The organism is Streptomyces sp. NPDC021093 (assembly GCF_044333135.1).
Taxonomy (GTDB): Bacteria; Actinomycetota; Actinomycetes; order Streptomycetales; family Streptomycetaceae; genus Streptomyces.
Map to the genome: position 1 here is coordinate 389,007 of NZ_JBIRQJ010000005.1, position 15,309 is coordinate 404,315.

At 71.6% G+C, this 15,309-nt stretch carries 9 protein-coding genes and 1 pseudogene; 8 read left to right on the forward strand and 2 right to left on the reverse strand.

Annotated elements, in window-relative coordinates; all coding sequences use genetic code 11:
* Positions 1 to 44: 44 nt before the first annotated feature.
* A complete protein-coding gene (locus tag ACH4SP_RS17825; RefSeq protein WP_398415807.1) occupies positions 45 to 941 on the reverse strand; it encodes a hypothetical protein in 897 nt (298 codons plus the stop codon).
* 203 nt (positions 942 to 1,144) lie between these two features.
* Between ACH4SP_RS17825 and ACH4SP_RS17830 the strand changes: the two genes are divergently transcribed.
* A complete protein-coding gene (locus ACH4SP_RS17830; protein ID WP_398415809.1) occupies positions 1,145 to 1,954 on the forward strand; it encodes a S1 family peptidase in 810 nt (269 codons plus the stop codon).
* Positions 1,955 to 2,276: 322 nt separating this feature from the next.
* On the opposite strand, the gene ACH4SP_RS17835 is transcribed toward ACH4SP_RS17830, so the two are convergent.
* A complete protein-coding gene (locus ACH4SP_RS17835) occupies positions 2,277 to 4,058 on the reverse strand; it encodes a beta-galactosidase family protein (RefSeq protein ID WP_398415811.1) in 1,782 nt (593 codons plus the stop codon).
* 208 nt (positions 4,059 to 4,266) lie between these two features.
* On the opposite strand from ACH4SP_RS17835, the gene ACH4SP_RS17840 reads away from it, so the two are divergent.
* The 7 genes and pseudogenes from ACH4SP_RS17840 (at position 4,267) to ACH4SP_RS17870 (ending at position 15,306) form a co-directional block, all read left to right on the forward strand.
* Complete coding sequence (locus ACH4SP_RS17840) at positions 4,267 to 5,145, forward strand: helix-turn-helix domain-containing protein (RefSeq protein ID WP_398415813.1); 879 nt, start codon at positions 4,267 to 4,269, stop codon at positions 5,143 to 5,145.
* Between the two features lie 20 nt (positions 5,146 to 5,165).
* Positions 5,166 to 5,552 (forward strand): chorismate mutase, encoded by a 387-nt coding sequence (locus ACH4SP_RS17845; RefSeq protein ID WP_398415815.1) that lies wholly within the window; start codon positions 5,166 to 5,168, stop codon positions 5,550 to 5,552.
* Positions 5,553 to 5,864: 312 nt separating this feature from the next.
* Complete coding sequence (gene pepN / locus ACH4SP_RS17850) at positions 5,865 to 8,546, forward strand: aminopeptidase N (RefSeq protein ID WP_398415817.1); 2,682 nt, start codon at positions 5,865 to 5,867, stop codon at positions 8,544 to 8,546.
* A gap of 1,254 nt (positions 8,547 to 9,800) precedes the next feature.
* Positions 9,801 to 11,201 (forward strand): annotated as a pseudogene (locus ACH4SP_RS17855) (pyridoxal phosphate-dependent decarboxylase family protein); the annotation flags it as partial.
* 221 nt (positions 11,202 to 11,422) lie between these two features.
* A complete protein-coding gene (locus ACH4SP_RS17860) occupies positions 11,423 to 12,838 on the forward strand; it encodes a lysine N(6)-hydroxylase/L-ornithine N(5)-oxygenase family protein (protein ID WP_398415819.1) in 1,416 nt (471 codons plus the stop codon).
* A 190-nt stretch (positions 12,839 to 13,028) separates the two neighbouring features.
* Positions 13,029 to 13,409 carry a hypothetical protein gene (locus ACH4SP_RS17865; protein ID WP_398415821.1) on the forward strand — a complete coding sequence of 127 codons (381 nt, stop codon included), beginning with the start codon at positions 13,029 to 13,031 and terminating at the stop codon, positions 13,407 to 13,409.
* Between the two features lie 4 nt (positions 13,410 to 13,413).
* Positions 13,414 to 15,306 carry an alpha/beta hydrolase gene (locus ACH4SP_RS17870; protein ID WP_398415823.1) on the forward strand — a complete coding sequence of 631 codons (1,893 nt, stop codon included), beginning with the start codon at positions 13,414 to 13,416 and terminating at the stop codon, positions 15,304 to 15,306.
* The last annotated feature ends 3 nt before the right edge of the window (positions 15,307 to 15,309 follow it).

The following is a 15,309-nucleotide window of genomic DNA, read 5'->3' on the forward strand; positions in this document are numbered from 1 at the left end:
GACCCGCGGCCTGCGAGATCTGCGGCCTGCGAGACCCGCGGCCCTCAGGTGTCGCAGTCCAGCACGGTGCGGCACAGCCCGCAGCGGGCCCGCAGCCCGCCGCGCACCGGCACCCGCAGCCGCTGGTGGCACGTCGGGCACGGGAACGAGACGCGCAGCGCACCCGGTTCGCCCTCGAAGGCGTACGCGGCTAGGGGCCCCGGCTTCCCGGTCGCGCCGTGCTCCTGGGCCTGCCGCCGGTCCTTCGCGTACCGGTGCCGGGCGAGCCTGCCAGCCGCGGCGAGGGGAGGCTGCTGGGTGTCCCGGCGGGCCTGCGCCATGCCCTTCGTGTACGCCGTGTACGCCTCGGCACTGGTGAACCAGGGGGCGGGATCCTCGCCGAACGCCAGCGCCCGCTTGGCCAGCACGTATCCGAACTCCTCCGGCGTGAGGTAGCCCAGCTTCTGGCTCGACGCCCCGTCCTGCCGGTACGCGTCGAGCAGCAGCCAGCCCGCACCGAGGTACGTCGTCACCGTGTCGGTCAGGATCTCGTTGTCGGGGGTGCCCGGGAAGGACAGGTCCAGCCGGTGCAGCAGGACATGGGTGATCTCGTGCGCGAGGGCGGCGCCGATGTCCTTGCGGTGGCTGCGGAAGCGCTCGTTCAGCTCGATGAAGTACTCCGGTCCCGCGGTCAGTTCGACGCCCGCGGCGTGCTCCATCTCCCGGTAACTGACGATCATCCGGGCGTCGGGCAGATGCAGGTGCGAGACGAGGGCACGGGCCACGGACTGCGCGCCCAGATGCGGGTCCTCGTCGTCGGAGAACGCCACGTCGACCGGGAAGACGCTCGGTGCGTACGACCGCACCCCGTCCTCGCCGATCCGCCGGTACAGCGCGGTCAGTGCCGAGCGCACCGTGCCCAGGTGGGGAAAGCCGTGCTCGACCTCGCTGCCGATGCCCACGTTCGTACCCTCTCGTGCTTTCTCGTACCTTCGCGTGCTCTTGCGGCTTCTTGTACCCCCTTGGCCGGTGGCCGAAAAGGGACCCTTGTCGACCGGTCGATCAACTCCACATAATCCAACAGCGCGTTGACCGGCGCATGCCACCGTCGCACAGAGTGCGTCAGTGCCCGCGCCCACCCCACAGCGACACATCAACGCGCGTCATGGCAACCCCCCACGAAAGGCACCCCGTGAACAACGTACTCAGTGCCATCAAGAGAGCTGCAGTCGTCGGCGCAGTCGCACTCGCCGCCGTCAGCCTCCAGCCCGCCGGAGCCTCCGCGAGCACCGCCGCCGGCACCCCGCCCGTCGTAGGAGGAACGCGCGCCGCCCAGGGCGAGTTCCCGTTCATGGTCCGTCTCTCCATGGGCTGCGGCGGATCCCTCCTCGCCAAGGACATAGTCCTCACCGCCGCCCACTGTGTGGACGGCTCCGGCGACAACACCTCGATCACCGCCACCGGCGGCGTGGTCGACCTGGAGAGCCCCGACGCCATCAAGGTCAACTCCACCAAGGTCCTCCAGGCCCCCGGCTACAACGGCCGCGGCAAGGACTGGGCGCTCATCAAGCTGGCCAAGCCCATCGACCAGCCCACCCTGAAGCTCGCCACCGACGCGAGCCTCAACAGCGGCGACTTCACCATCGCCGGCTGGGGCGCCGACAAGGAGGGCGGCAGCCAGCAGCGCTACCTCCTCAAGGCCACCGTGCCGTTCGTCGACGACGCCAGCTGCACCAAGGCGTACGGCGACCTCATCGCGGGCGAAGAGCTCTGCGCCGGCCTCCCCGAGGGCGGCACCGACACCTGCCAGGGCGACTCGGGCGGCCCGATGTTCCGCAAGGACAACGCGGGCGCATGGGTCCAGGTCGGCGTCGTGAGCTGGGGCAACGGGTGCGCGCGCCCGGACTTCCCCGGCGTCTACACCGAGGTGTCCACCTTCGCGGCGGACATTGAGAAGGCGGCAGCGGGGCTCTAGCTCCGCGGAGGCATGAGGGGCGGGGCGCGTGGGTGCGGGTCGGCATTTCCCGCGTCGCCGCCCCGCTTTGCTGTGGAGCGGGTGGGTTGTACGTGCGGGCCGCTTGGGCGCGGGGCGGCGGGTGGGCTCCGTGCGGGCTGCTCGGCGCAGGGCGGCGGGTGGGCTTCGTGCGGGCTGCTCGGCGTAGGGCGGCGGGTGGGCATGTGCGGGTGCGTCGTGGCTGGTCGCGCAGTTCCCCGCGCCCCTAAATGCCTGCCCCCCACCGCGGCAGGCCCTCCACCGCGACCGCACGCCCTCGCCACCGCCCCACCCCGGACCCGTCCTACCCCACCCGCCCCGCCAAGTCCTCCGCGCTGCCCTCCACCTCAAGCACCCACACCTCGTTGGCCCCCTCCCGCAAGATCGGCCCCGGCACATAGAGCGCCTCCTGCGGCCCCGCCCCCGGCCAGTACCGCCCCAGGCAGAAGCCGTTCACCCACACGAACCCCCGTGTCCACCCCGGGAGTTCGAGTCCCGCGCCCCTGGCAGTAGGGACCGCGCCGGCTGCCGGGACGGCGAACTCGCCCACGTACAGCCCCGCCGCACCCCCCACCGCCGCCCGCACCGGAACCTTCCGCACCGCCGCCGCATCGTCGAACGCCTCCAGGCCCAGACCCCGCGACCGCACCCCGTGCAGATACTGCCGCTCGTGCAGGACGCCCCCGGTCAGCCCCTTCGACTCCCCGACCCGCGGCCCGTAATTGACCCGGCCCAGCGACTCCACCCACAGCTCCACCGCCGCGGGCCCCGCCACCGGCTCCGCCAGATACGCGTCCTCGGCCGTCAGCACCCCCGCCCGCACCCCGTCGACGTACACCACAGCCCGGTCCCGCAGCCCGCGCACACCCAGCGGGTACGGCTGCCGCGGCCCCGGCACGTCCACCCGGTAACGGACCAGGCCACGGCCCACCCCCAACTCCTCGAACGTCGCCGGAATCCCGCGCTCCGTCTCCTCCCCGCCGAGCGCCTCCACGACATCGCCCAGCGGCGCCCACCCCGTGAAGTCCACCCGCACGGGAGCCTCAAGCACCGCCTCAACCACCGCCACAGGCTCCGGCACCTCCGGAAGCGGACCCTCCGCGTACTCCTCAAAAACCTCCCGGAACCGCCAGAACTTCTCCGTCGGCCGCCCGAACTCGTCCACCGGCGCACCGTAGTCGTACGAAGTCACCGTCGGCTGAAGCTCACCGCCGTGCAGCTCACCGGCCCGGTTCGCGCCGGCCCAGCCCGCGAAGTTCGTACCGCCGTGCGCCATGTAGAGGTTCACCGACGCCCCGCACTCCAGGATCTCGCGCAGCGCCGCCGTCGCGTCCCCGGCATCCCGTACGACCTTCTCGGCGCCCCAGTGGTCGAACCACCCGCACCAGAACTCCATGCACATCAGCGGCCCCGACGGCTGGTGCGCCCGCAGCACGTCGAAGGCGGCCCGCGCACCGGAACCGAAGTTCGCCGTCGCCAGCACCCCCGGAACCGACCCGCCCGTCAGCATGTGGTCCTCGGGCCCGTCCGACGTGAAGAGCGGAACGGTCACGCCCACTTCCCGCAGAAAGCCCGCGAGACGGCCGAGATACACCTGGTCGGAGCCGTAACTCCCGTACTCGTTCTCCACCTGCACCATCAGCACAGGACCGCCCCGCGTGATCTGCCGCTGCACCACCTGCGGCAACAGCCGCCGGAACCACCGCTCCACCTGCCCCAGATACGCACCGTCGCGCGTGCGCACGCGCGTGCCCAGCGGGCCGGTCAGCCAGTGCGGCAGCCCGCCGTTCTCCCACTCGGCGCAGATGTACGGGCCGGGCCGGACGATCGCCCACAGCCCGGCCTCCTGCGCCGCGTCCAGGAACCGGCCCAGCGCCTCCACGTCGTGGAACCGCCCAGGCGCCGGCTCGTGGAGGTTCCACGGGACGTACGTCTCCACACAGTTGAGCCCCATCGCCCGCAGCATCGACAGCCGGTGCCCCCACTGCTCCTCGTGCACCCGGAAGTAGTGCAGCGCACCGGACAGCAGCCGCACCGGCCGCCCGTCCAGCAGAAAGTCCGTCCCACCCACCGTGAAATCAGCCACGGTCCCCGCCCATCCTCGGTACGTCAACAGTGGCTCACCCTCCCCTCTGGCGGGCCGGCCGGTCCATGGACAAAGATCAACGGAAGTTGGACGGTTGGGTACGACCGTGCGGCACGCCGTGCGGCGCGCTGTACGGGACACCGTGCCGTGCGCCGTACGCAACACCGTGCGGCGACCGCGCGGGACGAACGGATGACGAGGCAAGCGGATGTACCACACCTGGATGCGCTACTTCACCCCCAGCCCCACCCACCACAAGCTGGGCCTGGTCTGCCTCGGAGTCGGCCTCCAGCACGGCGCACTGCCCACCGTCGGCCCCCGCACCCTCGACCACCACGTCGCCGTCGTCATCAGCTCAGGATCCGGCTGGTACCGGGGCGCCGACGGCCGCCGCACCACCGTCACCGCACCCGCCCTCCTCTGGGTCACCCCCGGCGTCCCGCACCACTACGGACCCGACCCGGAAACCGGCTGGGACGAGAGCTTCGTCGACTTCACGGGCCCCGCCACCGCCACGTACACCGAACTCGGCTACATAGAACCGGACCGCCCCGTCGTCCCCCTCGCCGACACCGCCGGCGCCCGCGCAGCCGTCGGCCGCATCGCCCGCGCCGCACGCCGCGGCAACCCGCTCCTCGAAGTGGAGACCGGCGCCGCCGTCCATGAGCTCCTCGTCGCCCTGCGCCGCGCCCGCGCCGACCTCGGCGCCGACGGCGACCCCGTACTCCAGGCACTCGCCCGCGACGCGTTCCAGCCGCTGTCCGTCGCCGAACACGCCTCCCGGCACGGCATGACCCCCGCCGAACTCCGCACCGCAGTACGCCGCGGAGCCGGCTGCAGCCCCAAGGACTACCTCCTCGGCATCCGCCTCGGCCGCGCCAAGGAACTCCTCGCCGCCACCGAACTCCCCGTCGCCGCCGTCGCCCGCCGGGTCGGCTACGACGACCCCGCCTACTTCTCCCGCCTCTTCACCCGACGCGTCGGCACCGCCCCCGTCCGCTTCCGCGAACAACAGGGGCGCACCGTCCCCGGCGGCTGGAGCAACCAGATCCCCGATCCCGAACATCCGCCGACGATCACCACGTGAGGGTCGTAAGCTCGCTGACCATGACGACCAGCTTCAGGGGTCCCAACGACCCCGCCGACCCCGCCGCCACCTCCAGCGTCTCGACCGTCTCCTCCGACGTGGACCCGGCCGTACGTGCCGAACTCGGCAGGCTCCGCGACAGCATCGACAACATCGACGCGGCAGTCGTCCACATGCTCGCCGAACGCTTCAAATGCACCATGCAGGTGGGCCACCTCAAAGCCGAACACCACCTGCCGCCCGCCGACCCGGCCCGCGAATCCCGCCAGATCGAGCGGCTGCGCGCGCTCGCGGAGAGCGCGAAACTCGACCCGGCCTTCGCGGAGAAACTCCTCAACTTCATCATCGCGGAAGTAATCCGCCACCACGAACAGATCGCGGACCAACCAACAGCCGACACGGACTGACCGGGCGGGGGGGGGCCGGTGGTCTCCGTGCGGGCGCGTCGTGGCCGGCCGGTGGTCATCGTGCGGGTACGTCGTGGCTGATCGCGCAGTTCCCCGCGCCCCTAAATGCCGACTCCTCAGCCCCCTGGCCCCCTAGCCTCCTTGGGCAGTGAGCCCGCCTAGCCTCCTTGGGCAGCGGGGCCGCCCCCCGGGGGCGGGACGGGTGGGCAAGGGGGCGGCCCCCACGCGGAGCCCCGCCCACCCGACCGCACGCGCTCGCGACCGCTCCGCCCCTCCCGCCCCGCCCCGCCACCCATCAGGCAGCATGTCCCCATGCCCGCACTGACGCGCGACGAAGCGCAGACCCGAGCCCGACTCATCGACGTACAGCGCTACACGATCGACCTCGATCTGAACCGCGGCGACGCCACCTTCGACTCCCGTACCGTCATCCACTTCACGGCGCACGCGGCAGGCGACACCTTCCTTGAGATCAAGCCCGCCACCCTGCGTTCCGTCACCCTCGACGGGCACCCCCTCGACCCGGCCGCCCTCACCGAGAACCGGTTCCCCCTCACCGGCCTCACCCCCGGCGAGCACGAGCTCCGCGTCGACGCCGCCATGCACTACTCCCGCACCGGCGAAGGCATGCACCGCTTCACCGACCCCGCCGACGGCGAAACGTACCTCTACACCCAGCTCTTCCTCGACGACACCCAGCGCGTCTTCCCCACCTTCGACCAGCCCGACCTCAAAGCCGTCGTCGAGACGACCGTCACCGCCCCCACCGGCTGGACCGTCCTCGGCAACAGCATCGCCACCCACCAGGGCGCCGGAAAGTGGACCCTCGCCCCCACCCCCCGGATCTCCACCAACCTCGTCGCCGTCGCCGCAGGCCCCTGGTACTCCGTCACCACCGAACACGCCGGCCTGCCCTTCGGCATCCACTGCCGCCGCTCCCTGGCCCCCCACCTCGACGCGGACGCCGAAGAAATCCTCGGCATCACACAGGCCTGCTTCGACCGGTACCACGAGAAGTTCGACGAGCCGTACCCCTTCGACTCGTACGACCAGGCCTTCGTCCCCGAGTTCAACGCGGGCGCCATGGAGAACCCCGGCCTCGTCACCTTGCGCGACGAGTACGTCTTCCGGTCCGCCGTCACCGACACCCAGCGCCAGTCGCGCGGCGTGACGATCGCGCACGAGATGGCGCACATGTGGTTCGGCGACCTCGTCACCCTCCAGTGGTGGGACGACATCTGGCTGAACGAGTCCTTCGCCGAGTACATGGGCTACCAGACCCTGACCGAGGCGACCCGCTTCACGGACGCCTGGACCGCCTTCGCCGTCTCCCGCAAGGGCTGGGGCTACGACGCCGACCAGCGCCCCTCCACCCACCCCGTCGCCCCCGACCCGGAAGCCGTCCCCGACACCGCATCCGCCCTCCTCAACTTCGACGGCATCTCCTACGCCAAGGGCGCCTCCGCACTGCGCCAACTCGTTGCCTGGATGGGCGAGAAGGACTTCCTGGCCGGCATCAACACCCACTTCGCCCGCCACAAGTTCGCCAACGCGACCCTCGCCGACTTCATCGACAACCTGGCCTCGGCCACGGACCGCGACGTCCACGCGTGGGCCGAGTCCTGGCTCCGCACGACGGGCGTCGACACCCTCACCCCGACACTCACCGACACGGACGCCGGCTGGACCCTCGACATCACCCGCACCGGCACCCGCCCGCACCGCATCACGGTCGGCGCGTACGACCAGGACCTGGTCGACCCGGACGCCCTGGTCCTGCGCGAACGCTTCGAAGTGGACGTACCGGCAGACGACCCGGCCGCACTGACGGGTGGACCGGACACACCGGCCGAGAATCCGGCGGGCGGACCGGACGCCCCGGCAGCCGAAGCAGACGGCCCTGCCTCCGCAGCAGGCGCCCCGGCCGCCCAGGCAGGCGACTTGGACGCACCCGCCACCGCACCTGCTGCCGCCCCTGCCGCCACTCCGGGCACCCACCCCCGCTCCCACCCCAGGCCCGGCCGCCGCCCCGCCCTCCTCGTCCTCAACGACGGCGACCAGACCTACGCCAAGGTCCGCCTCGACCCCGTCTCCTGGGACACCGCCCTCCGCGCCCTCTCCGGAATCCCCGACCCCCTCACCCGCGCCGTGATCTGGAACGCCGCCCGCGACTTGGTCCGCGACGGTCAACTCCCGCCCACCGCCTACCTCGAAGCCGCCCGCACCCACCTCCCGTACGAAACCAACCTCGCCGTCGTCCAGGGCGTACTCGCCTTCGCCGCCGATCAGATCGCCGACCGCTACCTCGCCCCCGCCGAACGCCCTGCCGCCCTCGCGACCCTCACCGACCTCTGCCGCGACCTGATCCGCCGCACCGAGGACGGCAACCACCCCGGCCTGCGCCTCACCGCCGTACGCCACTTCATCAACGCGGCCACCCAGCCCGACAGCATCCAGGACTGGTACGACTCCGACAGCGTCCCCGGCGGCCCTCTCCTCGACCCCGAACTCCGCTGGAGCATCCTGCACCGCCTCGCCGTACTCGGTGCCATCGACGAAACCGCCGTCGCAGCCGCACTCGACCGCGACCCCAGCGCCACCGGCCAGGAAGGCGCCGCCCGCTGCCGCGCCGCCCTCCCCACGGCCGAGGCCAAGGCCGCCGCCTGGGCACGGCTCTTCACCGCCGACGGCCTCTCCAACTACCTGTTCGCCGCCACCGCCCAAGGCTTCTGGCAGCCCGAACAGGCCGACCTCGTCAAGGAGTACGTCGCCGAGTACTACCCGGCAGCGGCCGCCCTCGCCACCCGCCGCGGCCCGGCCATCGCCGCAGCGGCCGGACGCGACGCCTTCCCCGTCCACGCGGTGTCACAGGAAGCCCTCGCCCTGGGCGAGACCCACCTCCGCGACACGGACCTCACCCCGGCGCTGCGCCGAAAACTGGTCGACCAACTGGCGGACCTGCGAAGGGCGCTGACGGTACGGGGCGAAGCGTAAGCAGCCCCTCCGCCGCAGGCCGGTGGGGTGCGACGACGCCCGGGGCGGGAGGCTCGAAGCCTCCCGCCCCGGCCCTCCCCGCCCCACCCGCCGCGTATATCAGTCCCGCAAAGTCCAACTCTCCTTCCCCGTACGGCAGTACCACTTTCGAGTTGAGATCGTTGTCCTCTCCGGACACCTGACCCGATCCCCGTACAGGCTGGTGTGTCTGCCCCAAGCACACACTCCGAAGGACCCCGCATGAGCACGCCGCAGCCCGGCACCAGAACCGGCCCCGGCCCCGGCGCCCCCCACCCCGGTGCCCACTCCCACACAACACCGGGCACGGAACTCACCCCCGACGCGGCCGCCACCTTCCCTACGGCACAACTGTCGGAAACGAACGACTCCGACCCCCAAGCCACACCGGAGAACCGTGGGAAGGGTCCCACCCACACTCCCGACTTCGGCTCGGGGCCCGCCCACGCCCCCGACACTGGCCAGGAGTCCGCTCCCGACTTCGGTCTGGGATCCGCCTACGCCCCGGACCTCGGCGGGGGGCCCGCTCCCGACTCCGGCTCGGGGCCTGCCCACGCCCCCGACGCTGGCCAGGAGTCCGCTCCCGACTTCGGTCTGGGATCCGCCTACGCCCCGGACCTCGGCGGGGGGCCCGCTCCCGACTTCGGCTCGGGGCCCGCCCACGCCCCCGACGCTGGCCAGGAGTCCGCTCCCGACTTCGGCCTGGGATCCGCCTACGCCCCCGACCTCGGCGGGGGGCCCGCCCCCGCCCCCGCTCCCGACTCCGGCTCGGGGCCCGCCCGCGCCCCCGACACTGGCCAGGAGCCCGCGCCCGACTTCGGCCTGGGATCCGCCTACGCCCCCGACCTCGGCGGGGGGCCCGCTCCCGACTTCGGCTCGGGGCCCGCCCACGCCCCCGGTTCCGGCCAGGAGTCCGCTCCCGACTTCGGTCTGGGATCCACCTACGCCCCGGACCTCGGCGGGGGGCCCGCTCCCGACTTCGGCTCGGGGCCCGCCCGCGCCCCCGACGCTGGCCAGGAGCCCGCGCCCGACTTCGGCCTGGGATCCGCCTACGCCCCCGACCTCGGCGGGGGGCCCGCCCCCGCTCCCGACTTCGGGGCGGGTCCTACCCAGGCCCCCGACTCCGACTCCGGGCCCGCCCGCGCCCCCGGCTCCGGCCCGGAGCTCGCCCCCGCCCACGCCCCTGGCCCGGGTCCCGCCCACGGGCCGGGCGCAAGTTCCGCCCCCCGCGCTCTCCCACCCCTCTCCGGTGGCGAATCCGGTCCCGCCTCCCTCCGTCCTCTCCTCAGTACCGTCCTCACCGCCCTCTCCACCGGCAGCGCCGCCCGCCCCGGACCGCTTCCCTCCGGTGGGCCCCGTGTCACCGCCGAACGTCTGCGCGGTGCCGCAGGACCGCTACTCCCCGCCACCGGCACCGGCCCGCGCGTTGCCCTCCGCACCCTCGTGCACGCCCTCGCCGCAGGCGCCGCCGACCCCGCCCACCCCCACTGCGCCGCCCACCTCCACTGCCCGCCCCTCGCCGTCGCCGTCGCGGCCGACCTGGCCGCCTCCGCGCTCAACCCCTCCATGGACTCCTGGGACCAGGCCCCCGCCGCCTCCGCCCTCGAAGAGACCCTCACCCGCACCCTCGCCGCCGAGATCTACCCGTACGAGAAGCACCCCGACGCCCTCGTCACCACCGGCGGCACCGAGTCCAACCAGCTCGCCCTCCTCCTCGCCCGCGAGAAGCACGCCGACCACGGCCCCGTCCAACTAGTCGTCGGCGCCAACGCCCACCACTCCCTCAGCCGCGCCGCCTGGCTCCTCGGCCTCCCCGAACCCGTCGTCGTACCCGCCCCCACCGGCACCCTCGAGCTCGCCGCACTCGACGGAGCCCTCACCCGCCTCCACCACCGCCCCCTCCTCGTCGCCGCCACCGCCGGCACCACCGACACCGGGCAGATCGACCCGATCCCCGAGATCGCCGACCTCTGCGACCGGCACGGCGCCGACCTCCACATCGACGCCGCCTACGCCGGACCCCTCCTCTTCAGCCCCACCCACCGGCACCTCCTCACCGGCCTCGACCGCGCCCACACCCTCACCCTCGACCTGCACAAACTCGGCTGGCAGCCCGTCGCCGCAGGGCTCATCGCCGTCCCCGACGCCACCGTCCTCGCCCCCCTCGCCCACCAGGCCGACTACCTCAACGCCGACGACGACACCGACGCGGGCCTCCCCGACCTCCTCGGCCGCTCCCTGCGCACCAGCCGACGCCCCGACGCCCTGAAGATCGCCGTCACCCTCAAATCCCTGGGCCGCGACGGACTCGCCGAACTGATCGACCGCACACTGGCCGCCGCCCACCACCTGGCCGACCTCGTCGAAGCCCACCCCGACCTGGAGCTCTACGACCGCCCCACCCTCAGCACCGTCCTCTTCCGCCCCACCGGCTCCACCGACGAAGACGTGGCGGAGATCCGCCGCCGCCTCCTCACCGAGGGCCGCGCCGTCCTCGGCCGTACACACACCGCCGGCCACCTCTGGCTGAAGGCCACCCTCCTCAACCCCCACACCACCCCCGACGACCTCGAAGCCCTGCTGGAGCACGTCGGCCCACTCAGCCCGTCCGACACCCTCAGCCCGTCCGGCGTTTGAGGACGCGCGGCGCAGCCGTGCACCGGGCGTAGCCCGGGACCCCAGCCCCCACCGGGAGAAACGTGAACCGGGTCCGGGCGAAGCCCGGGAAACGGCGAAAGGGCGGGTGGGGGAGCAGCGCCGCAGGCAACCCCAGCCACCAGCCCACCCGCACCGACCCACACCCACACCCCTCACCCACACCCCACACCCCCGCCCACCCCCGAAAGGCACACCCACCGATGACCGCCGACCACCCACCCCAGCCCCCCGCCCCCACCGACCCCCACGACCTCGTCGGCATCGGCATCGGCCCCTTCAACCTCTCCCTCGCCGCCCTCGCCGACGGCATCCACGGCGGCCTCACCACCGCCTTCTACGAACAGCGCCCCACCTTCCACTGGCACCCCGGCCTCCTCATCGAAGGCGCCACCCTCCAAGTCCCCTTCCTCGCCGACCTCGTCACCCTCGCCGACCCCTCCAGCCCCTGGACCTTCCTCAACTACCTCCGCGACCGAGAACGCCTCTTCCCCTTCTACTTCGCCGAGCGCTTCCACATCCAACGCACCGAGTACGACGCCTACTGCCGCTGGGTCAGCGACCACCTCACCGGACTCCACTTCGGCCACCAGGTCGACGCCGTCCGCTGGAACCCCGAACGCACCGCCTTCGAAGTCGACTTCACCCAACTCGACACCGACGGCGAAGCCGAAGCCCTCGGCCGCACCTACACCCGCAACCTCGTCCTCGGCGTCGGCACCGCCCCCCACATCCCCGAACCCCTCAAACCACTCGCCGAAGCCCCCACCGTCCCCGTCATCCACTCCGCCGACTACCTCACCCACCGCACAAACCTCACCACCGCCGAACACGTCACCGTCATCGGATCAGGCCAGTCCGGCGCCGAAGTCTTCCTCGACCTGCTGCGCGCCCGCCCCGTCGGCCGCGAAAAGCTCACCTGGCTCGCCCGCACCGAAGCCATCGCCCCCATGGAGTACTCCAAGCTCGGCCTGGAACACTTCACCCCCGACTACACCCGCTACTTCCACGCCCTCCCCGAAGGCGTACGCGACGAACTCCTGCCCCGCCAATGGCAGTTGCACAAAGGCATCGACGCCGACACCATCGCCGCCATCCACGACGAGCTCTACCGCCGCACCCTCGACGGCGGCTGGCCCGACGTCACCATCACCCCCGGAGTCCACGTCCGCACCGCCGGACGCGTCGCCACCACCAAGGTCGAACTCCACCTCGAACACGCCCAGCAGGGCACCCGCTCCCGCCTCACCACCGACGCCGTCGTCCTCGCCACCGGCTACCGCGAACGCCCCGTCGACCGCATCCTCGCCGCCCTCGACCCCTACATGAAGCGCGACTCCTCCCAGCGCCCCCGCATCGACGAACAGCAACGCCTCCTCCTCGACCCCGTCGTCCAGGGCTCCGTCTACGTCCAGAACGCCGAACGCCACACCCACGGCGTCGGCGCCCCCGACCTCGGACTCGCCGCCTGGCGCAGCGCCCTCATCCTCAACTCCATCACCGGCACCGACGCCTACCCCCTCCCCGCCCGCACCGCCTTCACCACCTTCGGCCTCAACACCCCGCCCCGCTACCCACTCCCCAGCCAGCGCGAAGGTCTCGTACAGCTGAAGGTCTGATGTGGTTACGCCTGCGAATGATGGCGAGAACTCGGTGCTGCCCCGAAGATTCAGAAGCCGCCGCCCCTTCTTGTTAGATTGATCAAAATCTGCCCGCTCAGCGGGTGGTTTACGGGGAAGGGGACGGCCAGTGGCATGGGACGAATGGGTCCATCTGAGGGCAGAAGTAGCTGCGGAACAGAATGCGCACATGCAACTCTCGGGTGTGGACGACGGCAACGGAGGCCGCGGCGGTCCAGCCAGCGGTGACCGCCTGAAGCACTCGGACAAGCCGTGGAGCGACGCGGCGACGACCGCCCGGTCACTGGCCACGAGCATGGCCTCGGCCAAGACCGAACTGGCCGCCGGGAACAACGGCGTGGCCAAGGGAACGGAAGGACTGGCGAGTGCCGCCGCACTGAAGGACGTACTCGCCTCCTGGGACAAGCGGCTGGAGTCGGCGCGGGCCGAATGCCAGTCGCTCTCCCCGAAGCTCCGCCAGGCCGCGGGCATACAGGGAGCGTCCGACACAGGCGTCAAGAGCGACATGGACGGCATACGCGTACCGGCCACCAACGGCAAGGAGCGGTGACCCGGTGCTGACGTGGCAGCAGCTGAGGGACCTGGACTGCGCCGAACTGGACAGTGCCGCCGACGGCTGGGGCAAGGCCAGCAACCGGGCCGACGCGGCCCAGGACCGGGTGAACGCCCAGATGACCGCGAAGCTGACCGCCTCGCAGGAGGGCGAGGCGGCCCGGGCCGCGGTCGGCAGGCTGAAGGACCTGAACCGGAACTTCGCCTACATCCACACCGAATGCGGCCTCGTCCGCACCTCCCTCAACAGCCTCTCCTTCGAACTCAGAACCCCACAGCGAAACTTGAAGGACGCCCTGGAGGAGGCCGGGACACTGGGCTTCACGGTGAACCCGGACGGCTCCGTCAGCTATCCGGCCGCCACCCCCAAGAGCCAGTTCAACCTTCCACCCGGCCCCGAAGCACCCGGAGGTTCGGCCAACGGACGCGCCTACCTGCTGGAACCCCGCCCCGGCCCGAACGGAATGCTGGGAACCCCCACCCCGGGACTCCTCAACGCCAACCCGAACCAGGCGAAGGCCGAGGACATAGCCGACCGCATATCCCGCGCCCTGCGCGACGCGAACGACATCGACGGCCGGTTCAGCAGAACCTTGGCCAAACTCAAGGCCGAGCCGGGACTCAAGGTCAGTGACGCCACCTGGGCCGACGCAGCCAAGGACGCCGCCGCCGTAAGAGAAGAAGCCAACAAGTACCTCAAGGCGGACATCCCGGTCGACAAGACCCCGGCAGAACGCAAAGCCTGGTGGACGTACCTGACACAGGAGCAGCGAGAAGAACTGCTGGCGGTCTACCCGGACGTGATCGGCAACCTGGACGGCATCCCCTCCGCCGTACGCGACCAGGCGAACCGGGACAACCTCCCCCTCCTGATCGGAAAGCTGGAGGGCAAGGACGACGAAGCGTCGAAGACCATGCTGGCCGGACTACAAGCCATCGACACCAAACTGCAGGAGCCCAGCAAGCCACCGCTCTACCTGCTCGGCATCGGCGACCAGGGCAACGGCCGCGCCATCCTCTCCTACGGAAACCCCGACACGGCGAAGAACGTCTCGGCGTACGTCCCCGGCCTGGGCACCAAGCTCAACACGGACTTCGCGGACGGAACCCTCAAGCGCGCCAAGGACACCGCCCGCGGCGCCCTCGGCGTCGACAGGGAAAGCAACCCCGCGTCCATCGTGTGGCTGGGCTACGACGCACCACAGCTGGGCACCTCGGACCTCATGGACAACTTCGACGTCATGTCCCGGGACAACGCCGAAGCCGGTGCTCCCGCGTACAACGAGTTCATGTCCGGAATATCCGCCACGAACGAGGGCAAGGACCCGCACATCACAGCCATCGGCCACTCCTACGGCTCACTCACCGTCGGACTCGCCGCACAGGAGCAGGGCGGAATCCCGGGGGCGGACGACATCATCCTGGTCGGCAGTCCGGGCACCGGAGCCGACTCCGCCGACCAACTGGGCGTCGGCAAGGAACACGTCTACGTCGGAGCAGCCGAGAACGACCTGGTGACCAAACTCCCCACCCAGAACGAGGCGGGCGGCATCGGCGCCGGAGCCGCCGGCGGCGGCTCGGCGGGGGCGGTACTGGGACTGAGCCTCGGCCCAGTAGGAGGCCTGCTCGGCGGGGTGGGGGGCGCCGTGGCGGGAGGCATCGCCGGATACGCGGCACAGGACGACCCGAGCAAGATCTACTTTGGCACGGACCCCGCACACAAGGACTTCGGTGCGAACCGCTTCCGGGTGGACGACGGCCCCACATTCTCTGAGGATCCCATGCAAGCGCACTCGAACTATTTCGACCCTGACGAGGACAAGTATTCACCCCACAACATCGCCCGCGTCGTGGTGGGTCAGGGCGAAACCGTCACCCGGCAGCAGCCGCGATGAGGC

Coding starts and splice junctions, on each gene's coding strand:
- pepN (WP_398415817.1), top strand. CDS start 5,865: ATGCCCGCACTGACGCGCGACGAAGCGCAGACCCGAGCCCGACTCATC.
- ACH4SP_RS17865 (WP_398415821.1), top strand. CDS start 13,029: ATGCAACTCTCGGGTGTGGACGACGGCAACGGAGGCCGCGGCGGTCCA.
- ACH4SP_RS17860 (WP_398415819.1), top strand. CDS start 11,423: ATGACCGCCGACCACCCACCCCAGCCCCCCGCCCCCACCGACCCCCAC.
- ACH4SP_RS17845 (WP_398415815.1), top strand. CDS start 5,166: ATGACGACCAGCTTCAGGGGTCCCAACGACCCCGCCGACCCCGCCGCC.
- ACH4SP_RS17840 (WP_398415813.1), top strand. CDS start 4,267: ATGTACCACACCTGGATGCGCTACTTCACCCCCAGCCCCACCCACCAC.
- ACH4SP_RS17830 (WP_398415809.1), top strand. CDS start 1,145: ATGGCAACCCCCCACGAAAGGCACCCCGTGAACAACGTACTCAGTGCC.